The sequence below is a fragment of the Sphingobium sp. RSMS genome, from assembly GCF_005406185.4.
Classification (GTDB): Bacteria; Pseudomonadota; Alphaproteobacteria; order Sphingomonadales; family Sphingomonadaceae; genus Sphingobium; species Sphingobium fuliginis.
Map to the genome: position 1 here is coordinate 1,893,401 of NZ_CM191257.1, position 21,695 is coordinate 1,915,095.

A 21,695-nucleotide genomic window follows, 5' to 3' on the forward strand; every position below is an offset into this window, starting at 1 on the left:
GTGAACCAGCCTTCCCTTCTGCTCTGGACCAGCGCGCTTTTGGCGGCGGCGGCGGTGTGCCTGCTGCGCTTCTCATGGGGCAAGGCGCTACGATCGGCTCCGCTCAACGCTGCTGCCTGGGGGCTGCTCGCCTTTGCCCTGGCGATGGGAATGGCGGGAGCCGGCGCCTGGGGCGTTGCCATGGTGACGCTGGCCGCACTGGCAATGGCCTTCTCCTGCCTGGCCCTTGCCGCCGCGACCGCGCCGCCCGGCAAGACCGGCGCCTCCAACCGCCGCGCCCATATGCTGCCGGAAGGACAGGAGCCGTTGCGCATCGGCGGGCGGATGGTCAGTTTTCTGCTCAGCGTGCCGGGTGCGATGCTGGTGGCGCTGATCCTGGGACTGGCGGCGCGGGGCGCGGCCGGAGCGCTGGGCGCGCATGAGGCGGACGGCAATGTGCTGATGCTGTTCCTGATGCCGCTGCTCTGGGCGGTGCTGGCCATGCTGATCCTGCTCTGGCCGCAACGGCGGCGGCAAGTGGGACTGCTGGCGGCCCCTGCCCTGCTGGGTCTGGCCATGCTGTGGATGGCCCGGCCATGAACCTTGGCCTGTCCAAAACGCTGGTCCAACGGGGCCTGTCCGCCCATGCCGCCATCGGCCTGCTGGCAAGCGCATTGCTCTATATCGTCTGCCTGACCGGCACGGTGACGGTGTTCTACGAGGAATGGCAACGCGCCGAGCGGCCCGATGCTCCGGAAATGCAGCGGATCGCGCCCGATGCGGTGCAACGCGCCGTGGCTTCCGTGCTGGCAAGCGAGAAGGACCGGAAAGCGACCGAGCATCTCTACGTCCATCTGCCGACCGACGCGCTGCCGCGCACGACCGTCACCACCGACCATCAGGCGGTGCATGTCGACGATCAGGGACGGGTCGTCGCGAAGGAGTTGAACGGATGGTCCGAATTCCTGCTGAACCTGCACTATACGCTGAACATTCCCGGCATGGTCGGCCTGACGATCGTAGGCGGGCTGGGGGTGATGACCATCGCCCTGTCATTGACCGGCCTGATCGCCCATCCCCGCATCTTCCGCGATGCCTTCCGCCTGCGGGCGCGGGACCGGGGTGGCCTCGGGTTGGCGGACTGGCATAACAGGCTGGGAGTGTGGACCCTGCCTTTCGCGCTGGCGATCGCTCTGACCGGCGCGATGATCGGCCTGGGATCGATCAACGTCTATGGACTGGCGCAAGGCTTCTACAAGGGCGATATGGAGGCGGCCTATGCGCCGATCTTCGGCGCTGAGGGCAAGCCGAATGCCAAGCCCGCCCCGTTGGCGGACGTGGCCGCCGCGTTGCAGACGATGACCGCCCGCTTTCCGGAGGTGCGTCCGATCTACGTCTTCATGCACGAACCGGGAACCGCGGGGCAGCAGCTACAGGTGCTTGCCCTGCCGCAGCGACGGCTGGTCTATGGCGAAACCTATAATTTCGATCAGGCCGGGCGCTTTCTGGGGACGGTCGGCCTGGCGGACGGCGCGACGGGACAGCAGGTGGCGGCGTCGGCCTATAATCTGCATTTCGGCAATTATGGCGGACTGCCGGTGAAGATCGCCTATCTGCTGCTGGGTGGAGCGCTTTGCGTGGTGATCGCGACGGGCACTTCGATCTGGCTCGGCAAGCGGGAGCGGCGCGGCTACCGGCAACCGCGCTTGCGCAACGGGTGGAACGCGATCGTCTGGGGTTCGGGACTGGCCCTGGCCCTGACGCTGCTGGCACGGCTGTGGATCGGCAATGCGGCGCCGTTCAAGACGATCTTCTGGCTTTCGCTGGCGGTGCTGGTGGTCCTGAGCACCGCCTTGCCGGAGCGGTACCGCGTGCGGCGCGCCCTGCAATGGAGCCTGGGCATCTGCGTCGCGGCGCTGGTGCCGGCGGTGCTGGGAGGATAAGCGCTCCTGCGCCGATCCGGCGGACAAAGGGCATGGATGGTCGCTCTCGTCATTGATCCCATGCCGGTGGCTGTCTAGGCCATGCGCGAGGAGACCATCAGCTTATGAAACCACCCATTGGGCGGGATACCCGCTTGTGCATGTCCCTGTCCGGACGGCCCGGCAATGCGGGATCGCGCCTGCACAACCGGCTCTACGAACTGCTGGGACTGGACTATGTTTACAAGTCTTTCAGCACGACGGACCTGCCCGCGGCCATCGGCGGCATCAGGGCATTGCGCATCCGGGGATGCGCCATCTCCATGCCCTTCAAGGAAGCCGTGATCCCGCTTGTCGACCGGCTGGAGGAATCGGCGCGGATCATCGACAGCGTGAACACCATCGTCAATGACGTGGGCGTCCTCACCGGCTACAATACGGATTTCGTGGCGGTCCGCGACCTTCTGGAGCGGCGGATCGCAAGCCCCCAGCCCTTTCTGCTGCGCGGCAGCGGTGGCATGGCGAAGGCCGTTGCGGCGGCGCTGCGGGACGCGGGCTTCGACAAGGGCACCATCGTCGCCCGCAATGAGGCGGCGGGCCGGGCGCTGGCGGAACAATATGGCTATGCATGGCAGCCGGCCCTGCCCGATACGGGCGCGCCCCTGCTCGTCAATGTGACTCCCCTTGGAATGGAGGGGCCGGATAGCGAGGCGCTGGCCTTTCCGGCCGACTTCATCGCCGCCTGCGACATCGCCTTCGACGTCGTGGCACAGCCGGTGGAGACGCCGTTCGTCCGCGCCGCACGGGCGGCGGGGAAAGCGATCATCTCCGGCGGGGAGGTCATTGTGCTGCAGGCCGTCGAGCAATTCGCGCTCTATACCGGCATCCGGCCGACGCCGGAACAGGTGCGGGATGCCACGCTATTCGCGCATGGGCCAGAGGTCGCGGCCAGTCTCGAAGCGTGAACGGGTCGTCCTTCGTCACAGGGGCGTCACGAATTGGCGCTTTTCCGACGCCTGTATGGCCGCTACGGCATTCCCTGGTTCCATGCATGGCGTGCGTTCGGCGCGCCATATTCTCTTGAGCGAGTAAACCGCCTATGCAGTCCGTCACCCTCACCCGCTTCCTGATCGAGCAGCAGCGCGAGGCCAATGCCATCCCGCCGCAATTGCGCCTGCTGATCGAAACCGTTGCGCGCACCTGCAAGACGATCAGCCACAGCGTGTCCAAGGGTGCGCTGGGCGAAGTGCTGGGCAGCCTGGGTAGCGAGAATGTGCAGGGCGAGCTCCAGAAGAAGCTGGACGTCATCGCCAACGAACTGCTGCTGGACGCCAATGAATGGGGCGGACATCTGGCCGCCATGGCTTCGGAGGAGATGGAAACGATCCATCGCATCCCCAATCGCTACCCCAAGGGCGAATATCTGCTGCTGTTCGATCCGATCGACGGGTCCAGCAATATCGATGTCGACCTGAGCGTGGGCACCATCTTCTCCGTGCTGAAGGCGCCGGAGGAATGTTCGGGCCGTGAGGTGACGGAACAGGATTTCCTTCAGCCGGGCACGCAGCAGGTGGCGGCGGGCTATGCGATCTACGGACCGCAGACGCTGCTGGTGCTGACCATCGGAACCGGCGTCTATGAATTCACGTTGGACCGGGAAATCGGCTCCTGGCGGATGACGGATGGACCGATGCGGATGCCGCAGGGCAATGCCGAATTCGCCATCAACATGGCGCGTCGGCGGCAATGGTCGCCCGGCATCGCACGCTACATAGAGGAACGCATCCAGGGCACCGAAGGGCCGCTGGGCAAGGATTACAACATGCGCTGGACCGCTTCGATGGTGGCGGATGTGCATCGCATCCTGAAACGGGGCGGCATCTTCCTCTATCCCGCCGATCACCGCTACGCCGACAAGGCCCGGCTGCGGCTGATGTATGAGGCGAACCCCATGTCCTTCCTAGTCGAGCAGGCGGGCGGCGCGGCCAGCAACGGCTATCAGCGGATCATGGACGTCAAGGCGACCGGACTGCACCAGCGCGTCGGCGTCGTGCTGGGCGACAAGGCCGAGGTGGAAACCGTGGTCGCCTATGGGCGCGAGGAATAGAATCCCGACGCACAGGCGCGGCCTTGAGGAATGTCCTGTTTTGGCCAATCCAAGACATTCCCCTCCCGTAAACGGGAGGGGTTAGGGGTGGGCGCGAGCGTAGCGAGCTTCTGACTTAGCCGTTGCAAAACAGCGCAGATGCCGCGCCAGCCCACCCCCTAGCCCCCTCCCGCCTGCGGGAGGGGGAATGTCCTGATTCCACCCCATTCCCGCCGTCACTTACGGCAGGCGGATGTCAGGAAACCGTCAGCACACCGTCATAGGCGCGGTCTTCCAGCGCCCGGCCAGCGCCCATGGCCACGCAGATCAGCGGCTTGTCCGCGACCGTGACGGGCAGCCCCGTCGCGTCGGACAACGCTTCGTCCAGACGCCGGAGCAGCGCACCGCCGCCGGTCAGGGTGATCCCTTCCTCGATGATGTCGGCGGACAGTTCCGGCGCGGTCTGTTCCAGCGCGGTCATCACCGCCATCTTGATCTGGCCGACCGGTTCGGACAGGGCATCCGCGATTTCCGCCTCGCTGATCGACATTTCGGCGGGGCGGCCGTTCACCAGATCCCGGCCCTTCACCGTCATCCGGCGGCCTTCGCCATCGGGTGAGGTCGCGGCGCCCAGTTCGCATTTCACACGTTCGGACGTCGCTTCACCGATCATCAGATTATGCGTGCGGCGAATGTGGGAAGCGATGGCATCGTCCAGCCTGTCGCCACCGACCCGTGCCGAGCTGCTATAGGCGATGCCCCGCAGGGACAGGACGGCGACCTCCGTCGTCCCGCCGCCAATGTCGACCACCATCGCCCCGCGCGGCTCGGTGACGGGCAGGTCGGCGCCGATCGCGGCAGCCATGGGTTCCTCGATCAGCTGGACCCGATAGGCCCCCGCGTTGGAGGCGGCGTCGCGCAGAGCGCGGCGTTCAACCATGGTGGAACCTGTCGGTACGCAGATCACCACTTCATGGCGGCGGCCGAAGCGGTTGGCGCCGTTCAGCGCCTTGTCGATGAAATGCTTGATCATCTGCTCGGCCACGTCGATGTCCGCGATCACGCCGTCGCGCAGCGGCCGGATCGCCTGGATGCCGGCCGGCGTCTTGCCCATCATCAGCTTGGCTTCGTTGCCGACCACCTTGACCTTGCGGATGCCGTCGCGCGTCTCGATCGCGATGACGGAGGGTTCGTTGAGGACGATACCCCGGTCGCGCACATAGATGACCGTGTTGACGGTGCCGAGGTCGATGGCCATGTCGCAGGCGGAAGAGGAAAAGAAGCGCGGCAGTTTCATGCGAATGGCGGACAATCTGTGCAGGGGAAGCGGGATGGCATCCCCTGCACAGCCCCCTCTCCAAGCAGAAGCAGGGTGCGACAGCCCGTCCGGTATCCGGGGCCAGTTGAGGCGTTAATAGGCTCGCCGGGTATAGCTGATCGATATGGCCGGGGTCTGGTAAAGGATGAAATTCAATGGCCGGGAATAGGTCATGGTGATTTCCCTGTAGGAAACGCCATATTGCGTGCCCTGCACGACCGTCGGATCGTTGGTGTAGGTCGGGTCGAGGCCGAATTCACGGCTCTTCACCTTGGCGATGATCTCAGCGTCGGTGGGCTTGGGAAAGATGCTGGCATAGCGCGCGCCTTCGTCGACCGCATGTTGCAGGCCGGTGCGCGCGCAGGCGATGATGCCGAGTTGCAGCGCGCCCATCAGCAGCATGATGAAAGGCGGCACGGCGAGGACGAATTCGATCGCCGCGGCGCCGCGCTGGTCGCGTATCAAGCGCGTCATTGCAGGCGCACCGAGGCCGAGCCGGTGAGCGCGATGCCCTGGGACGACCATCTGCTGCCGGGGGCAAGTTTCGCGAACATCGGCGTATAGGTTCCTGAAATGCTGATCGCGACATAGCGCTTCGTCTGCTGGCCGTCGGGGCAAGGAACCTCCGGGCTGGCGGTCTGCACGGTTGCGTCGCAGAGCAGCGTGGGCGTGACGGTGACGTTGCCGGTCGGAACGCCGGCTGCTGCAGCGGCGTCTGCCGCCAGATTATTATAGGCCTTCGAAGTGTCTGTGGTGTCGTTGGTGTAGCCGCCCGCGGCCGCCAGTTGCGCCGTGCGCTCCGCCGCGCGCTGGAGCCCGATCTTCGCCTTGAACGCCATGGCGACATCCCCCGCCATGCAGGTCAGCAGGACCAGGACCGGCATGATGATCGCCAGTTCGACGGTGCTGTTGCCGTATCGGTCGGAGAGAAGCCGCTTCATCATCCCACCAGCTTCACCAGCGTGGCCGTGAATTTATCGACTCCCGTATCTTTGCATTGATTGACGATATTGCTGTTCCCGATGAAAGTGACGCGCTTGCCCACCATCTTCACGCAGTCGGTGGTCATGCCCGATGTGCCGCTGAAGGACAGCGCCTGGCCCGGAAAATAGAAAGCGCCTTGCAGGACGGAACTCGCATTGCCGTTGATCGTGTTGGTTCCCGAATCCAGCGCGCGCCGGTCCTGATAGAAGAGGACGCCATGATAAGGGTCACTGAGGTCCGTCGGCGCCTTCAGGTTGAGCGTCGCACCGCCATTGATATTGACGTTGGCGATGGAACTGGGGTTATTGGCTGCGTTACTGCTGGTCAGGATGATGGTGACGCCGGTGCCGTTGACCACTGCCTGCGACCCGATGTCGAAGGTCGTGCTGTCGATAAAATATACACCTGGCGCCATGTTGAGCGTGCCCTTGACGTTGAAATTTTTATAGCAGCCTGGCGAGATGGATTTGCTGTTATTGGGTTGAACATTGGCGTTGCCCCCACAGCCCGACAAATCCGACGCAGTGGGCGTTGGCAGCGATGCATAGGGGTCTAGCACCGGGATGCTGTAGGGCAGCAGCGTGGTCGGCGAGACATAGTTGGAACTGGACGTCAGCCCGCCCACCGCCGCCACCGGCGTCGCCGTCACCGTGCTGCTGCCGCCTGCATAGACGGCGTTGGATGCCCGCGAATTGGTGGCGATGCCGCAGCCCAGATTGACCGTGGCATTGCCCTGGAGCGTGATGCCGACCGCACTCGTCTTTTCAAGCGCAACGACGCAATAGTCGCCGCTGCCCACCACGGCTGCGGTCGCTTCGCCATAGATGACCGGCGCTTTCACTCCCAATATCTTCGAAAAGGGCAACTCCGCCGAGGTTTGCAGCACCACGCGCACCGCCTTGCTGTTGCCGGCATAGGAACCTGTCGTCGGCGCATTTTCGATCGTCGGGGTTTGCGTCAGGTTGACCAATGACATGCGGTTGATGTCCGATGTCGCGCTGTCCGACGCGCTGAAACCCTGCGCGACCGCATAGGCTCCAGCCAGCGCGGCGCTGTCCGCCTGGCGCTGGATCTGTCGTTTCCAGAGGGTCCATTGCACCGTGTCTGTCGCCAGGCCCGCCGCGCCGACCAGTACTGGCATGGAGGCTGCGGCCATCATCAGGACATTGCCCGTCCTGTCCCGCAGCAACCGCCCCACCGCTCTGCCGAACATTCCCATTCCCTTCCTGCGTGGAGCATCGCTCCAGATCACAGTCGGGGTTTTAAATATTATGGGTTAATGAAATATGATTTTCTAACATAAATTAGTTATATTGAATAGTATATAACTTTAGTTATATCAATATTGAGATAAATTAATTGATTTATTTTCGCATCTATATTCTAAATAATACCCGATAAATATATTATAATATGAAATATTTCTACATATTTTTGAAAATAACTGAGATTTTCTTGCCTGCCTCCTCTCTGGGACGACAAGCTCAACCACCCTTCAGTCTCAATGAAAATCCCGCGATTGCGGCAATATCCGCACATTGCGCGGATGTCCTGAAGCGTGCCTCTGGCGCGTGCGGGAAGACTCCTGCACATCCGTTTGCGAAAGCCGTGACAATTCCGCGGTCCTGTCATGCACGCGGGAAGCCATCAGGTGGACGACGCCTTCCTTGCTGCGCTGCACTTCCCCTTCGACCAGCATCAGCCGCGACGCCATGACCGGACGCCGCTGCATTTCGAACAATCGCGCCCATAGAAGAATATTGGTGATTCCCGTCTCATCCTCGATAGTGATGAAGACCGCATTGCCCTTGCCCGGCCGTTGCCGCACCAGCACCACGCCGGCCGTCTTCACCAGGGCTCCGTTCTTCGCCGCCGAAATCTGGTTGCAGCTCAGCACGCCCTCCGCCGCGAAGACCGGGCGCAGGAATTGCATCGGATGCCCTTTGAGCGACAGGCGCGTCACCAGATAATCGGCCTCGACATGCTCGGACAAAGCCATGGCAGGCAGCATCGCATCAGGCTCCTCCCCCAGTTCCTGGGCCTTGGCGGCGGCGAACAGCGGCAATTCATCCGAAGGCGTCCGTCGCGCTTCCCACAGGGCAGCCCGCCGGTCCTTCCCCAGCGAGCGGCAGGCATCGGCGTCCGCCAGCAACCGCAAGGCCCGCGCCGGCAATCCCGCCCGCCGCGCCAGATCCTCCATGGTGGAAAACAGCCCTTCCTTTCGCGCCGCGACCAGTTGCTTCGCCCAATCCTCGCGAAAACCATCCACCTGCCGCAGTCCAAGGCGCAGCGCCAGGGCCCGCCCCGCCCCCTCGCCCCGACCGTCATCCCGCGACCGCAGCAGCGGTTCGAGCGCATTGTCCCACCCGCTCATATTCACATCGACATCATGCACGGTGACGCCATGCTCCCGCGCATCGCGCACGATCTGGGCCGGGGCGTAGAAACCCATGGGCTGCGAATTGAGGAGCGCGCAGGCGAACACCGCCGGCTGATGGCATTTGATCCAGGCCGACACATAGACCAGCCGCGCGAAGGACAGGGCATGGCTTTCGGGAAAACCGTAGCTGCCGAAACCCTCGATCTGCTTGAAGCAGCGTTCGGCAAACTCCGCCTCATAGCCGCGCTTCACCATGCCCCTGATCATCTTCTCGCGAAAATGATGGATCGTGCCGACATTGCGGAAGGTCGCCATGGCGCGGCGCAGGGCATCCGCTTCCGTCGGCTTGAAGTCCGCCGCCGTGATCGCAAGCTTCATCGCCTGTTCCTGGAACAGCGGCACGCCATAAGTCTCGCCCAGCAATTTCTCCAGTTCATCGGCTGGTCCATGATGGGGGGACGGCCGGGGATATTCGACCTTCTCATCCCCGCATCGCCGCCGCAGATAGGGATGGACCATATTGCCCTCGATCGGCCCGGGACGAACGATCGCCACCTGCACGGTCAGGTCATAGATGGAGCGTGGCTTCAGACGGGGCAGCATGTTGATCTGCGCCCGGCTTTCCACCTGGAAAACGCCGATGCTGTCACCCTTGCACAGCATGTCGTAAACGGTTTCGTCCGCCGCCTCCATATCGACCGTCAGCTGGTGATCGCCCAGCCCCTGTTCCCGCATCAGGTCGAACGCCCGGCGGATGCAGCTCAGCATCCCCAGCGCCAGCACGTCGACCTTCATCAGGCCGAGCGCGTCGATGTCATCCTTGTCCCATTCGATGAAGCTGCGATCCTCCATCGCCGCATGATGCAGCGGCACCGTCTCGTCCAGCCGGTTCTGCGTCAGCACAAAGCCCCCCACATGCTGCGAAAGATGGCGCGGAAAGGGCTCTGACAGCAACTGGTCGACAATCGCCTTCAACTGCGCGATCTGCGGATTGTCGAGCGCGAAGCCCGCCTCCACGATCCGCGCATCGTTCATGTCGCTCGAATAACTGCCCCACACCGTGCTGGAGAGGCGGGCCGACACATCCTCGCTAAGGCCCAGCGCCTTCGCCACTTCCCGCACGGCGCTGCGCGAACGGTAATGGATGACGGTCGCGGCGATCCCGGCGCGATGACGGCCATAGCGTTCGTAGATATATTGCATCACCTCCTCGCGCCGCTCATGTTCGAAATCGACGTCGATGTCGGGCGGTTCGTTGCGATCTTCGGATACGAAGCGGGAAAAGAGCAGGTCGTGCTTGAGCGGATCGATGGATGTCACGCCCAACAGGAAGCAGACCATGCTGTTCGCCGCCGATCCGCGTCCCTGGCAAAGGATGCCCTTGGTCCGGGCAAAGGCGACGATGTCATGCACGGTCAGGAAATAATAGGCATAGTTGCGCTTGGCGATCAGTTCGAATTCTTTTTCCAGTGTCTCGCGGGCCTTCAGGGGAAGACGCGCGCCATAGCGGGCATGGGCGGCGGACCAGGTCAGTTCCTCCAGCCATTGCTGCGCCGTCCATCCTTCCGGCACCGGTTCATGGGGATATTCATAGGCAAGCTGGTCGAGCGTGAAATGCACCCGGCTCAGCAAATGTCCGCTTTCCGCCACTGCCTCCGGGCAATCGCGGAACAAATGGGCGATTTCGGCAGGGTCATGGATATGCCTTTCCGCATTCGCCTCCAGCAGGCGCCCTGCCCTGGCGATGCCGGTGCCTTCGCGAATGCAGCTCAGCACATCCTGCAGGGGACGCTGCGCCGGACTGGCGTAGAGCGCGTCCATGGTCGCCAGCAAAGGCACGCCCGCCGCCACGGACAAGGCCTTGAACTGCGCCAGCCGCCGCGCATCCCGCCCATCCCGCCCCAATGCCGCCGCCAGCCAGACCCGGCGCGGCGCAAGACGCGACAAGCGCGCCAGCAATCCCTTCAGATCGGACGGAGCCGGCGGCGGCACAAGACTGAGATGGCCCTGCCTGATCGCTTCCTTCGGGGGCCGGTCGTCATAATCATAGTCCACCGGCTTGCGATGCGCGGTCTGTTGGGTGGCGGTGGAGCCAGGCATCACGATCAGCAGCAGATCGTCCAGATAGGCGGTCAGATCCTCATAGCGCAGGATACAGTCGCCCTTCACCGAACGGAGATTGCCGACGGTCAGCAATTTGGTGAGTTCGCCCCAACCCCGCCGCGTCGCGGGATAGGCGACGATGTCCGGCGTTCCATCCACGAAGACCAGCCTTGCGCCGACGACCAGCCGCAGGTCGGTCCGGCAGGCGCGCTCCTCCTCTTCGCTGAGTTCCAGCGGCTGCCCCGCTTCCTTGCGCGCCTCCAGCAAAGCGGCGCGCATCCGTTCGGGCCAGCGCTTGCGCGCGACATGGGCGCGGACCACCCCGGCGACGCTATTGCGGTCGGCTATGCCCAGCCCCACAAGCCCCAGGGCGATGGCGCGCGTCACCATGTCCTGCGGATGGGATGCGCCGCGCAGGAAGGAGAAATTGGTCGCCGCCACCAACTCGGCAAAGGGAGGCGCCTCTGCCGGCCCGATCGGCGGAGATTCGCCGTGCGACCCGCGCCGCCCCTTTTCCCGCGCAGCCTCCAGCGCATTCAGTTCACGCCGGTCGATGGATTTGGGCCTGGACGGGTCTGGACCCTTGGCGTGGCGCTTCATGCGAACAGGCCATGGATGTACCAGCCGGGATGTTCCGCTTCGGCGCCGTAAAGCCCGTTGCGGAATATCCAGTAGCGCCGCCCGCGCGCATCCTCGACCCGGTAATAGTCGCGGGTCAGCCCCACGCTCTCGCCCTCCAGCGCGCCGTCCCTGGCCGTCCACCATTCGGGCGCGATGCGTTCGGGGCCTTCATAGCGCGTCACTTCATGCAATGCCTTGCGCCAGCGGAAGCGATGGGGCGGACCATCGGGCACCTCGGCCACCACGTCGATCGGCTGCGGCGGATCGAACAGATGCAGCGGGCGCATGGGCGGCTCCCCCTCCTGCCCCTCTTGCGGCCAGTTCATGGGGGCGCGGCTTTCCACGGCGGGCAGGGCAAGCTGGGCCTGTTCGGGGATATGGCTGTCCTTCGGGTGAAGCCGCTGGATGCGAGCCCGGCCTGCCCGGATCGACAGCCGGTCGACCAGAGCCGCGACGCTTTCCTCGCGACGCGCCTCTCCCCCTTCCAGCGCCAGTTGCGTCGGCGCCATCGGCTCCGCCTGCGGCACGGTGAGGCGCAGCATGTCGAAGCCGAAACCGGGATCGAGCGGATCGGACAGCGCATCGATCCGTTCCTGCACCAGCCGCATGATAGCGGGCGCGTCCCGCACCGGCAGGCTGGTTTCCACCCGCAAGGGAAAGGCAAGGCCGTCGCTGCGGAAGAACAGCGCCTCGAACCGTCGACCGCCTTGCCCGCGTTCGCTGAGCCGCTCCCCCACCTCGGCCGCCATCTCCTCCAGCGTCCGGAGGGCAAAGGCGGTGCTGCCCATCGGCTCGGCAAAACGCCGCTCGATCCGGATCGCGGGACGCGACCGCCGGGGTGCAAGAGGCCGCCTCCCCAATCCCAGCAAAGCGTGCAGCGCGTCCACCGCCGCCTCACCGAAGCGCGACGCCAGGACCGCCGCCGGCCGCGCCGCCAGATCGCCCACGGTCCGCAGTCCCGAGCGGCGCAACGCCACCGCGCTTTCATCCTCCAGCCGCAACGCCTCGACCGGCAGGCGGCGCAGCGCCGCATCCTCGTCCGCCGCCGCGCCCACCGGAAAACGGCACAGCGCATGCGCACCCTCCGCCGTTCCGGCAAGGGCATGGCGCACCCGCATGCCATGACGCTCCAGCCGTTCGGCCGCCTCGCGCGCCAGCATCTCCTCCCCGCCCCAGAGATGCGCGCAGCCGGTAATGTCGAGCATCAGACCGAAGGGTGAATCCAGCGCCGCAACCGGCGTGTAGCGGGAACAACCGTCGCAGAGCCGCTCCAGCCAGTCCTGATCGCCATGGGGATCGGCATCGAACACGCGCAGGTCCGGTTCCCGCGCACGCGCATCGGCCAGCGTCATGCCCGGCGTCAGGCCCAGCGCGAGAGCGTCGGCGTCGAGCGTGGCCAGCCGCATCGCGCCGCGCACCTGTTCGACGACGGCTGCGGGACCTTCGCCCTGCGCCCAGAGATCAGGCCGCGCGATCCGAAGCCGGTCGATCGGCAGGAACGGAAACCACAGCGCCAGATAGCGGCGCTTGCCCATCGCGTCCTCCGCCCTCCCGTCCGCTGCCATCCTGTCCAAGGCCATGGCGTTCATCGCGCCCACCTCCACTTCCTTCAAACATGCCCCGGCCATTGTCCCAGACCAGCCGCCAGCCGAGCCCGTCCCGTCCCGCCCGCCGTCGCAACAGGCCAAGGTCGAAGGCGCTTCTGCCCGGCCCGTTTCCCGGCAAGGGCAGAGAGGGCGCCGCCGCAACGCGCCAGCGCGTGTCCGCCGCGCTAGGCACCGGATCGCCGCCCACCCGCAACAGGAAAGCCGTGACGCCGGACGACTCCGCCGCCAGCGCCAGCCGCCGGCTGGCTGTCAGGTCGAGCAAGGGCGCCGGCCCGCGCAATTCCACCACAAGTGCGCCCAAAGCGGGGCATCGCAGCGCGTCGACCGCCGCTCGCAGCAGCATGGCGTCATCGGCCATCGCGCCGATCAGCAACCGGGCGGGATCGATGCCCAATGCGGCCAGTCCGGGGCCATAGGGCATGCCCCCCGCCCGGCCCGCCGCCATCGTGCGCAGCCAGAGCAGGGGCGCCTCCCCCGCCGCCAGCCGCGCGAGGATCAGGGCCAGCCCAGCCCCCGCCCCCCCTTCCTCTGTCGCGGCGAAGAATTCATGCACCCGACCCCGCGCCAGACCGCCGTCCAGCGCCAGGTCGAGCGGCGCATAGCCGGTTTCCACCCGCGCATGGGGCTGGGAGGCTGGAACGCCCTCCAGCGATGCGATATGCCGCCTGAGGGCGGCGAGGGTCTTCACCGACTCAGCCATATATTCGTTCCCTGTTTGTTCTTTTCGCCGCAATGACAGGCGCTGTCAATCGACCGTGAAGGCCCGAGCCGGAAAAGGCGCTGGCGACGCTCGCACCCCACAATTTCCCAAACGCTTCCCCCGTCAGCGCTTTTTCTGTAAGTTGTCGCGGCGGGTGTTACCGAGGCGACTCGAAATGCCGGACTGAAAGGCTGCGAGCGCCTGCCAATGTGGGAGAGGGCTTGTGCCGGTTGCGGTAGCCATCGCCATGCTCGTGGTCGGTTCGGTCGCCTTTCACCTGTTCAGTCCATGGTGGCGCACGCCCATCGCATCCAATTGGGGATCGATCGATTCCGCGCTCGACGTGACGCTCTGGATATGCGGGGCGGCCTTTGTCGGGCTGAACCTGTTCCTTGCCTGGGCGCTGGTCAAATATCGCCATCGCCCCGGCCATCGCGCCCATTATGAGCCGGAAAACCCTTCGCTGGAAAGGCGGCTGACATTCTGGACCGCCATCGGCATCGCCGGCATGCTGGCGCCGGGGCTCGCGGCCTGGGGCAAATATGTCTCGGTGCCGAAAGAAGCCACCGTCATCGAGGCGGTCGGCCAGCAATGGCAATGGTCCTTCCGCTATCCCGGTCCGGATGGCGTGCTGGGTGCGGCGGGGGTCAAATATATCACCCCCGACAATGGGCTGGGCCTCGATCCGCTCGACCCGTTCGGCCGGGATGACATATTGGTGGAAAGCGGCGACCTTCATCTGCCGGTCGGCAAGCCGGTGAAGATCGTGCTGCGCTCCAAGGACGTGCTGCACGACTTCTATGTGCCGGAATTCCGGGCCAAGATGGACCTCGTACCCGGCATCGTCACCTATTTCTGGCTGACCCCGACCAAGACGGGCACGTTCGACATCCTCTGCGCCGAACTGTGCGGCACCGGCCACCATGCGATGCGCGGCAAGGTGGTGGTGGAGACGCCCCAGGCCTTCGCGCAATGGCAGGCGCAGCAGAGCAGCTTCGGACAGATTCTGGCGGAGGCGCCGCCGGCCGCCATGTCGATCCTGCTGATCAAGGCCAATGCCTGTATCGTCCCTGCCTCCTGGAGCATTCGCTGATGGCTACCACCCTGGCCGACGACCTGCGCCCGCTGCATCATCCGCATAGCTGGGTCACCAAATATGTCTGGAGCCAGGATCACAAGGTCATCGCCATCCAATATAGCTGCACCGCCATCGGGATCGGGCTGGTGGCGCTGGTGCTGTCGGCGCTGATGCGGTTGCAGCTTGGGTTTCCGGGGGCTTTTCCGGCGATCCAGCCTGATAATTATCTGCAATTCGTGTCGATGCACGGCATGATCATGGTGGTCTATCTGCTGACGGCGCTGCTGCTGGGCGGCTTCGGCAATTATCTGATCCCGCTGATGATCGGGGCGCGGGACATGGTGTTCCCCTTCGTCAACATGCTGAGCTTCTGGTTCTATCTGCTGTCGGTGATCGTGCTGGTGGCGGGATTCTTCGTGCCGGGCGGGCCGACCGGGGCGGGATGGACGCTCTATCCGCCGCAGGCGATCAGCGAGGGGACGCCGGGGCATCAATGGGGCATCGTGACCATGCTGGTCAGCCTCGCCATCTTCGTCGCGGCCTTCACCATGGGCGGGTTGAATTATGTGACCACGGTGTTGCAGGCGCGGACCAGGGGCATGACGCTGATGCGGATGCCGCTGTCGGTGTGGGGCATCTTCACCGCTTCGGTGATGGGCCTGCTGGCCTTTCCGGCCTTGTTCGTCGCGGCGATCATGATGCTGTTCGATCATCTGGCGGGCACCAGCTTCTTCATGCCCACCATGCAGTCGATGGGTGCGATCACCCCGACGCAGGGCGGCAGCCCCCTCCTCTTCCAGCATCTCTTCTGGTTCTTCGGCCATCCCGAAGTCTATATCGTCGCCCTGCCCGCCTTCGGCATCGTGTCGGACCTGATCAGCGTCCATGCGCGGCGGAATATCTTCGGTTATCGCATGATGGTGTGGGCGATCGTGATCATCGGGGCGCTGAGCTTCCTGGTATGGGCGCATCATATGTATGTGAGCGGCATGAATCCCTATTTCGGGTTCTTCTTCGCCACGTCGACTTTGATCATCGCCATTCCGACGGCGATCAAGGTCTATAACTGGCTGCTGACCCTGTGGCGCGGCGACATCCATTTGCGGGTGCCGATGCTGTTCGCCATCGCCTTCATCTTCACCTTCATCCACGGCGGGCTGTCGGGGCTGTTTCTGGGCAATGTCAGTGTCGATGTGCCGTTGTCCGACACTTTCTTTGTCGTCGCGCATTTCCATATGGTGATGGGCGTGTCTCCGGTTCTGGTGATATTCGGCGCCATCTATCACTGGTATCCCAAGATATTCGGCAGGATGTGGAACGAAACTTTGGGGAAGCTCCATTTCTGGATCACTTTCCTGGGCGTCTATGCGATCTTCCTGCCGATGCATTATCTGGGGATTTTGGGGGTTCCGCGCCGTTATTACGCTCTGGGCGAGACGGCCTTCATCCCGCAATCGGTGCATCTCGCCAATGCGTGGATCAGCATTGCGGCGCTGGTCGTCTTCTGCGCGCAGGGGCTGTTCTTCTTCAACATGATCTGGAGCCTGTTCCGGGGGCCTCGCGCCGATCCCAATCCCTGGGGCGCGGCCAGCCTGGAATGGCTGACGCCCGACACGCCGCCGGCGCATGGCAATTGGGGGCCGCATCTGCCGGTCGTCTATCGCTGGGCCTATGATTATAGCGTGCCGGGGGCGGCGCGGGACTTCATTCCCCAGACGGAACCCCAAGTGGAACAGCGGGCATGACCATCCTCGCGCGCCTCACCGAAAAGAGCTGGGAGCCGGGCCCGCAGCCGGTGGAGCGGGATCGGCCGTCGGCGGGGGCGGTGGGGATGGTCGCCTATTTCGGCGTGGCCATGGTGATGTTCTCGCTGCTGCTGGCGGCCTATCTGATGCGCATGGGGCTGCATGCAGGCACGGAACATGTCCATGACTGGAAGCCCATGCCCGATCCGCCGCTGCTGTGGATCAATACGCTGGTGCTGGCGGCGAGCAGCGTCGCCTGGGAAGTGGCGCGGAGGGAACGGGCGGTTCGGGCGGCAATCGTCGGATCGGCGCTGGGGGTGCTGTTCCTTGGCGGGCAGTTGTTGCTCTGGCGGCATTATCAGGGGGCGGGCTATACGCTGTCGAGCAATCCGGCCAATGCCTTTTTCTATCTGCTGACGGCGCTGCATGGTCTGCACATCATCGGCGGGCTGTTTGCCGCCGGACGGGCGCTGGCGGCGGCCAATATGCGCAATGTCGCCCTTTGCGCGCTCTACTGGCATTTTCTGTTGATCGTCTGGCTGGTTCTCGCCGCTTTGCTGCTGTCGACTTGAGGATGTTCCGCCATGGCTCAGGCTGTCCCAGATAGAGAAGTCATCGCTCCCACGTTGAGGGAGATCGCGTCCGACTGGTCAGCCGATCAGGAAGTCTTCCGCCATACCCATTGGGGCAAGGCGATGATGTGGATCTTCCTGCTGAGCGACACCTTCATCTTTTCCTGCTTCCTGACCGGTTACATGACGATGCGGGCGTCGGCTGTACTGCCCTGGCCCAATACGGCGGAAGTGTTCGCCCTGAATATCGGCGGGCAGGAACTACCGCTCGTCCTGATCGCGATCATGACCTTTGCGCTGATCAGTTCCAGCGGCACCATGGCGATGGCCGTGAACTTCGGCTATCAGCGCGACCGGCGGAAAACGACGGCGCTGATGCTGATCACCGCCCTGTTCGGGCTTGTCTTCCTTGGCATGCAGGCGTTCGAATGGAGCAAGCTGATCTTCGAAGAGGGCGTGCGGCCCTGGTATAATCCGATGGGCGCGCCGCAATTTGGCGCGACCTTCTTCATGATCACCGGCTTTCACGGGCTACATGTGACCTGCGGGGTCATATTGCTGCTGATCATCGCGTCCAAGGTGGCGCGGGGACATTATGACAAGGCGGGCGATTATTCGGCGGTCGAGATCGCCGGGCTGTACTGGCACTTCGTCGATCTCGTCTGGGTGTTCATCTTCGCCTTCTTCTATCTCTGGTGAGGGGCTCCATGCAGCATGATCCTTCAGCGACCCATAAGGGCCAGCAACATCCGATCAGCCTGTATCTGAAGGTCTGGGGCCTGCTGTTCCTGCTCAGCGCCATGTCCTATCTGGTCGACTATATGCATGTGCAGGGGATCGTGCGCTGGGTGCTGATCGTGACCTTCATGTTGCTGAAGGCGGGGCTGATCCTGTCCATCTTCATGCATCTGGCGTGGGAGCGGCTGTCGCTGATCTATGCGATATTGGTGCCGCCGCTGGTGCTGCTGGTGCTGGTGCGGATCATGACGATCGAGGCGAATTACGCCTTCTGGACCCGCGCCATCTTCATGGGCGGAGGGGGGTGAGCCATGGGCCGGATGCATGGGATGGCGGTGGGACTGTGCGTTGCGGGAGCGGCGGTGACGGCGCTGGGGCTGGGATGGTTCAGCGACAAGCTCTATACGCGGGTGCGGCCGGGGGAGCTGGCCTATAAGCCGATGGACGAGATGCCGCCGCGCGTCGACATGGCGTCGATCCAGCGCGACTGGCCCGCCAGTTTCAGCGAGGCGGGGGAAGGCAGCCGGGTGATCGCCTATCATCGGGACATGCGGGGGAAAGCGCCGATGCCCGGGACGGGCGGCGGCGGGGCGGCGGCTGCTCCTCCGGTCGATCTGGGCACCCTGCTCGCCAGCGCGGATGCGGGGGTGGGGAAGCAGAAGGTGCAGCTTTGCATGAGTTGTCACGACTTCACCCAGGGCGGACCCAACCGCATCGGGCCTAATCTGTGGGGCGTGGTCGGGCGGCCGGTGGCGAGCCATGCGGGCTTTGCCTATTCGCCCGCCATGCAGGGACATAAGGGCAGTTGGAGCTATGAGTCGCTGTTCGCTTTCCTCGCCTCTCCGGGGCGCGAGGTGCCGGGAACGAAGATGAGCTTTGCCGGGCTGCGCAAGCCGGAGGATCGGGCGGCGGTGATCAAATATCTGGCGACCTTGGGGACGGGGGCGCCGCCTTTGCCGCAGCCGAAGGTGGTTGCGGCGCGATAGAGCGGTGGCGGCGGGTCGCATACCACCCCGCTCTTTTCTTGAAGAGAAGTGAAGCCGTTCGACAGGTTCAGGGCGAACGGGGCGTGGAGATGCCCGTGGCTTCAGGGGCTGGGCCGCCGCCAGTCTTCCTCGACCAGATAGCGGCTGAGGAATGTCGATCCCTGCCGCGCCGCCGTTCGCGCGATGTGGCGGCGGATGTCATGATCGGTCGATCCGAGCACGGTGCGAAAGGCCTCCATGGCGCTGGCGGTCGGTTCGCGTTTCAGATCGACATAAGGCTGGAAAATATCGCCCAGCGCCTGTTCCCACGCTTTCTCGATCTGGAGCAGCCGGTTTTCCATGGCGCGCCTCGTTCTGCATGAACCTCATCACAATATGGGACGACGAGGGCGGCGGGACAAGAGGAGGGAGGATGCGGTTCCGGCTTGACTTCAATCAACTGCGTTAATATGAAATCTGCACCATAGGATAATAATATTGCAGCAGGAGAGCCCATGTCCTCCCTTCGCGCCAAGCTCGGCCGGCAATGCCTGCCAGCCCTCCCCCTGCTGGCGCTCGCCATGCCGCCGGCCACGGCGCAGGACGCGCCCGCGCAAAAGGTCTATGGCCGCACGCCCGCCGAATCCTCTCCGCCCGCCTGGCCTCAACCGGTGCGCGCCGCCAGGGGCGCGCCCAATATCCTGCTGATCATGACCGACGATGTCGGTTTCGGGTCCAGCAGCACCTTCGGCGGACCGGTGCCTACGCCGACCTTCGACGCGCTGGCGAAGGCAGGGCTGCGTTACAATCAGTTCAACACCACCGCCATCTGCTCCCCCACGCGCGCCTCGCTGCTGACGGGGCGCAATCCGCAGGCGGTGGGCATGGGCTATGTCGCCAATTGGGCGACGGGCTATGACGGCTATAACAGCGTCATCCCCAAAAGCGCCGGGACGATGGCGCAGATATTGAAGGAAAATGGCTATAACACCGCCATGATCGGCAAGGGGCATGTGACCCCGGAATGGGAAATGAGCCGGGCCGGGCCGTTCGACCGCTGGCCGACCGGTCTGGGCTTCGAATATTTCTACGGCTTTCTGGGCGCCGACAGCAGCATGGCGGAACCCAATCTGGTCGAGAATATCAATCCGGTCACACCGCCCGCCGATCCCCGCTATCATCTGGAGCGCGATCTGGCCGACCATGCGATAGGCTGGATCGACAGCCAGCATGCGGCCGCCCCCGACAAGCCCTTCCTGCTCTATTATGCCACCGGCACGGCCCACGCGCCCAATCAGCCGCCCGCCGACTGGCTGAAGAAATTCCGGGGCAGGTTCGACGCGGGCTGGGACGTGCTGCGCGCCGAAACCGTGGCGCGGCAGAAGAAGCTGGGCGTCATTCCGCCCGGCACCGACGATGCGCCGCATCCGGGCACGCTGCCGCGCTGGGACAGTCTGACGCCAGACAGGAAGCGGCTCTATGCCCGCTATATGGAGGCCTATGCCGCTTCGCTCGCCTATGCCGACGAGCAGATCGGGCGGGTCATCCAGAAGCTGCGCGACAATGGCGAACTGGACAATACGCTGATCATCTACATCCAGGGCGACAATGGCGCGAGCGCGGAAGGCAGCTTCGACGGCAAGCTGTTCGAGCAGTCGGCGCTGAGCGGGGTCCGGGAAGACCCGTCCTACGCCCTCGCCCATATCGATGAGATCGGGACGAAGGACGCCTATAATCTGATGCCGGGCGGCTGGGGCTGGGCGATGAACGCGCCCTTCCCCTGGGCCAAGCGCTATGGATCGCATTTCGGCGGCACGCGCAACGGCATGGTGATCGCCTGGCCGGGGCATATCGAGGATGCCGGCGGCCTGCGCAGCCAGTTCCACCATGTCAGCGACATCATGCCCACCATATTGGAGGCGGCGGGGGTGAAAGCGCCGGAGATACTGGACGGCGTACCGCAACAGCCGATCACCGGGATCAGCATGGCCTACAGCTTCAGGGCCAGGGACGCGCCCTCCCGCCGCACCGTGCAGGTGTCGGCCATGGCGCAGAATCTCAGCATCTACAAGGATGGCTGGGTGGCCGCGACCGCGCCCATGGCGACCCCCTGGGAGCGGACGCCGCCCCCGCCGGTGCCGCTGGATCAACGGACCTGGCAGCTTTACGACACCCGCAGCGACTTCAGCGAGGCCCATGACGTCGCCGCCGCCAATCCGCGGAAGCTGGAGGCGCTGAAGGAGTCGTTCTGGGCGGAGGCCGCGCTGTCCAACATTCTGCCCATCCACGGCAGCGAGGGCGGGCAGAAGGGCAGGCCAGACCCCAATGAGGGGCGGACGAACTTCGTCTACAGCGCGCCCGTCAGCCATATTCCGGAAAGCGCCGCGCCGGCCCTGATCGGGCGATCCTTCGCGATCACGGCGAAGCTCGGCATAGCGGCGGAGGGCGGCAAGGGCGTCATCGTCGCGCAGGGCGGACGCTTCGGCGGCTACAGCCTGTTCTTCGACCGGGGGAGGATTGCCTTCACCTATAATCTGACGCCCGCGCATATGACGCGGATCGTGGCGCCTGCGCCATTGGCGGCCGGCGCGCATGTCGTCGGGCTGGACTTCGCGATGGACAGGGCAGCCCCGACCAGCGGCGCCACCGTCACGCTGACCGTCGATGGCAAGGCGGTGGCGCAAGGGCGGGTCGAACGGACCTTCGCGCAGGTGGTTTCGCATACGGAAGACTTCGACATCGGCATGGACCTGGTGAGCCCCGTCGACCCGGCGGCCTATGACAGCGCGGCGAGCCGGTTCAACGGGCCGCTGGACCGGGTCGAGGTGACGATCAGATAAGCTGCCGGGCGCCGCGCCTCCGCAAAGGGACCCGAACGAGACGAGCGGCTAGCGGGA

Annotated in this window: 19 protein-coding genes; 11 read left to right on the forward strand and 8 right to left on the reverse strand. The window is 64.5% G+C overall.

Annotated elements, in window-relative coordinates; genetic code table 11:
* The 4 genes from EGM87_RS08975 (at position 1) to EGM87_RS08990 (ending at position 4,008) form a co-directional block, all read left to right on the forward strand.
* Positions 1-579 (forward strand): hypothetical protein, encoded by a 579-nt coding sequence (locus tag EGM87_RS08975; RefSeq protein ID WP_137710348.1) that lies wholly within the window; start codon positions 1-3, stop codon positions 577-579.
* Complete coding sequence (locus EGM87_RS08980) at positions 576-1,922, forward strand: PepSY-associated TM helix domain-containing protein (RefSeq protein ID WP_044662629.1); 1,347 nt, start codon at positions 576-578, stop codon at positions 1,920-1,922. The genes EGM87_RS08975 and EGM87_RS08980 overlap by 4 nt, the downstream gene beginning before the upstream one ends.
* A 104-nt stretch (positions 1,923-2,026) precedes the next feature.
* Positions 2,027-2,866, forward strand: a complete 840-nt coding sequence (locus EGM87_RS08985; protein WP_083199187.1) for a shikimate 5-dehydrogenase — start codon at positions 2,027-2,029, stop codon at positions 2,864-2,866.
* A gap of 134 nt (positions 2,867-3,000) precedes the next feature.
* Entirely contained in the window at positions 3,001-4,008 is a 1,008-nt protein-coding gene (locus EGM87_RS08990; protein WP_137710347.1) for a class 1 fructose-bisphosphatase, read from the forward strand.
* 235 nt (positions 4,009-4,243) lie between these two features.
* On the opposite strand, the gene EGM87_RS08995 is transcribed toward EGM87_RS08990, so the two are convergent.
* From EGM87_RS08995 to EGM87_RS09025, 7 genes are all read right to left on the reverse strand, one after another.
* Positions 4,244-5,284 carry a rod shape-determining protein gene (locus EGM87_RS08995; RefSeq protein ID WP_025551712.1) on the reverse strand — a complete coding sequence of 347 codons (1,041 nt, stop codon included), beginning with the start codon at positions 5,282-5,284 and terminating at the stop codon, positions 4,244-4,246.
* A gap of 114 nt (positions 5,285-5,398) precedes the next feature.
* Positions 5,399-5,779, reverse strand: coding sequence for a TadE/TadG family type IV pilus assembly protein (locus tag EGM87_RS09000; protein WP_044662632.1), 381 nt, complete (start codon positions 5,777-5,779; stop codon positions 5,399-5,401).
* Positions 5,776-6,249 carry a TadE/TadG family type IV pilus assembly protein gene (locus EGM87_RS09005; protein WP_044662633.1) on the reverse strand — a complete coding sequence of 158 codons (474 nt, stop codon included), beginning with the start codon at positions 6,247-6,249 and terminating at the stop codon, positions 5,776-5,778. Before EGM87_RS09005 ends, EGM87_RS09000 begins: the two co-directional genes overlap by 4 nt.
* Positions 6,246-7,502, reverse strand: coding sequence for a pilus assembly protein TadG-related protein (locus EGM87_RS09010; protein ID WP_044662634.1), 1,257 nt, complete (start codon positions 7,500-7,502; stop codon positions 6,246-6,248). Before EGM87_RS09010 ends, EGM87_RS09005 begins: the two co-directional genes overlap by 4 nt.
* A gap of 288 nt (positions 7,503-7,790) precedes the next feature.
* Entirely contained in the window at positions 7,791-11,372 is a 3,582-nt protein-coding gene (locus tag EGM87_RS09015) for an error-prone DNA polymerase (protein ID WP_044662635.1), read from the reverse strand.
* The gene (locus EGM87_RS09020; RefSeq protein WP_044662636.1) at positions 11,369-12,958 is read right to left on the reverse strand and encodes a Y-family DNA polymerase; all 1,590 of its coding nucleotides are present in this window, start codon (positions 12,956-12,958) and stop codon (positions 11,369-11,371) included. Before EGM87_RS09020 ends, EGM87_RS09015 begins: the two co-directional genes overlap by 4 nt.
* Positions 12,855-13,700: an ImuA family protein gene (locus EGM87_RS09025; RefSeq protein WP_044662637.1), complete on the reverse strand. Its 846-nt coding sequence runs from the start codon at positions 13,698-13,700 to the stop codon at positions 12,855-12,857. The genes EGM87_RS09020 and EGM87_RS09025 overlap by 104 nt, the downstream gene beginning before the upstream one ends.
* A gap of 223 nt (positions 13,701-13,923) precedes the next feature.
* On the opposite strand from EGM87_RS09025, the gene EGM87_RS09030 reads away from it, so the two are divergent.
* From EGM87_RS09030 to EGM87_RS09055, 6 genes are read left to right on the forward strand one after another with little or no spacing between them, the layout of a single operon-like run.
* Positions 13,924-14,793 carry a cytochrome c oxidase subunit II gene (locus tag EGM87_RS09030; protein ID WP_044662638.1) on the forward strand — a complete coding sequence of 290 codons (870 nt, stop codon included), beginning with the start codon at positions 13,924-13,926 and terminating at the stop codon, positions 14,791-14,793.
* A complete protein-coding gene (locus EGM87_RS09035; RefSeq protein WP_044662639.1) occupies positions 14,793-16,523 on the forward strand; it encodes a cytochrome c oxidase subunit I in 1,731 nt (576 codons plus the stop codon). The genes EGM87_RS09030 and EGM87_RS09035 overlap by 1 nt, the downstream gene beginning before the upstream one ends.
* A complete protein-coding gene (locus EGM87_RS09040; RefSeq protein ID WP_044662640.1) occupies positions 16,520-17,095 on the forward strand; it encodes a cytochrome c oxidase subunit 3 in 576 nt (191 codons plus the stop codon). Before EGM87_RS09035 ends, EGM87_RS09040 begins: the two co-directional genes overlap by 4 nt.
* A gap of 12 nt (positions 17,096-17,107) precedes the next feature.
* Positions 17,108-17,794: a heme-copper oxidase subunit III family protein gene (locus EGM87_RS09045; protein WP_044662641.1), complete on the forward strand. Its 687-nt coding sequence runs from the start codon at positions 17,108-17,110 to the stop codon at positions 17,792-17,794.
* An 8-nt stretch (positions 17,795-17,802) separates the two neighbouring features.
* The gene (locus EGM87_RS09050) at positions 17,803-18,141 is read left to right on the forward strand and encodes a cytochrome C oxidase subunit IV family protein (protein ID WP_025547798.1); all 339 of its coding nucleotides are present in this window, start codon (positions 17,803-17,805) and stop codon (positions 18,139-18,141) included.
* A 3-nt stretch (positions 18,142-18,144) separates the two neighbouring features.
* Positions 18,145-18,819, forward strand: a complete 675-nt coding sequence (locus tag EGM87_RS09055; protein ID WP_025547796.1) for a c-type cytochrome — start codon at positions 18,145-18,147, stop codon at positions 18,817-18,819.
* Positions 18,820-18,920: 101 nt separating this feature from the next.
* Here the strand turns inward: EGM87_RS09055 and EGM87_RS09060 are convergent, their stop codons facing one another.
* Positions 18,921-19,160: a hypothetical protein gene (locus EGM87_RS09060; protein ID WP_025547794.1), complete on the reverse strand. Its 240-nt coding sequence runs from the start codon at positions 19,158-19,160 to the stop codon at positions 18,921-18,923.
* A 153-nt stretch (positions 19,161-19,313) separates the two neighbouring features.
* Between EGM87_RS09060 and EGM87_RS09065 the strand changes: the two genes are divergently transcribed.
* Entirely contained in the window at positions 19,314-21,638 is a 2,325-nt protein-coding gene (locus EGM87_RS09065) for an arylsulfatase (protein ID WP_044662642.1), read from the forward strand.
* Positions 21,639-21,695: the final 57 nt, after the last annotated feature.

Excerpts from the sequence above, each read along its gene's own strand:
- EGM87_RS08980 (WP_044662629.1), top strand. The coding sequence starts at position 576 with ATGAACCTTGGCCTGTCCAAAACGCTGGTCCAACGGGGCCTGTCCGCC.
- EGM87_RS08985 (WP_083199187.1), top strand. The coding sequence starts at position 2,027 with ATGAAACCACCCATTGGGCGGGATACCCGCTTGTGCATGTCCCTGTCC.
- EGM87_RS08990 (WP_137710347.1), top strand. The coding sequence starts at position 3,001 with ATGCAGTCCGTCACCCTCACCCGCTTCCTGATCGAGCAGCAGCGCGAG.
- EGM87_RS08995 (WP_025551712.1), bottom strand. The coding sequence starts at position 5,284 with ATGAAACTGCCGCGCTTCTTTTCCTCTTCCGCCTGCGACATGGCCATC.
- EGM87_RS09000 (WP_044662632.1), bottom strand. The coding sequence starts at position 5,779 with ATGACGCGCTTGATACGCGACCAGCGCGGCGCCGCGGCGATCGAATTC.
- EGM87_RS09005 (WP_044662633.1), bottom strand. The coding sequence starts at position 6,249 with ATGATGAAGCGGCTTCTCTCCGACCGATACGGCAACAGCACCGTCGAA.
- EGM87_RS09010 (WP_044662634.1), bottom strand. The coding sequence starts at position 7,502 with ATGTTCGGCAGAGCGGTGGGGCGGTTGCTGCGGGACAGGACGGGCAAT.
- EGM87_RS09015 (WP_044662635.1), bottom strand. The coding sequence starts at position 11,372 with ATGAAGCGCCACGCCAAGGGTCCAGACCCGTCCAGGCCCAAATCCATC.
- EGM87_RS09020 (WP_044662636.1), bottom strand. The coding sequence starts at position 12,958 with ATGGCAGCGGACGGGAGGGCGGAGGACGCGATGGGCAAGCGCCGCTAT.
- EGM87_RS09025 (WP_044662637.1), bottom strand. The coding sequence starts at position 13,700 with ATGGCTGAGTCGGTGAAGACCCTCGCCGCCCTCAGGCGGCATATCGCA.
- EGM87_RS09035 (WP_044662639.1), top strand. The coding sequence starts at position 14,793 with ATGGCTACCACCCTGGCCGACGACCTGCGCCCGCTGCATCATCCGCAT.
- EGM87_RS09040 (WP_044662640.1), top strand. The coding sequence starts at position 16,520 with ATGACCATCCTCGCGCGCCTCACCGAAAAGAGCTGGGAGCCGGGCCCG.
- EGM87_RS09045 (WP_044662641.1), top strand. The coding sequence starts at position 17,108 with ATGGCTCAGGCTGTCCCAGATAGAGAAGTCATCGCTCCCACGTTGAGG.
- EGM87_RS09050 (WP_025547798.1), top strand. The coding sequence starts at position 17,803 with ATGCAGCATGATCCTTCAGCGACCCATAAGGGCCAGCAACATCCGATC.
- EGM87_RS09055 (WP_025547796.1), top strand. The coding sequence starts at position 18,145 with ATGGGCCGGATGCATGGGATGGCGGTGGGACTGTGCGTTGCGGGAGCG.
- EGM87_RS09060 (WP_025547794.1), bottom strand. The coding sequence starts at position 19,160 with ATGGAAAACCGGCTGCTCCAGATCGAGAAAGCGTGGGAACAGGCGCTG.
- EGM87_RS09065 (WP_044662642.1), top strand. The coding sequence starts at position 19,314 with ATGTCCTCCCTTCGCGCCAAGCTCGGCCGGCAATGCCTGCCAGCCCTC.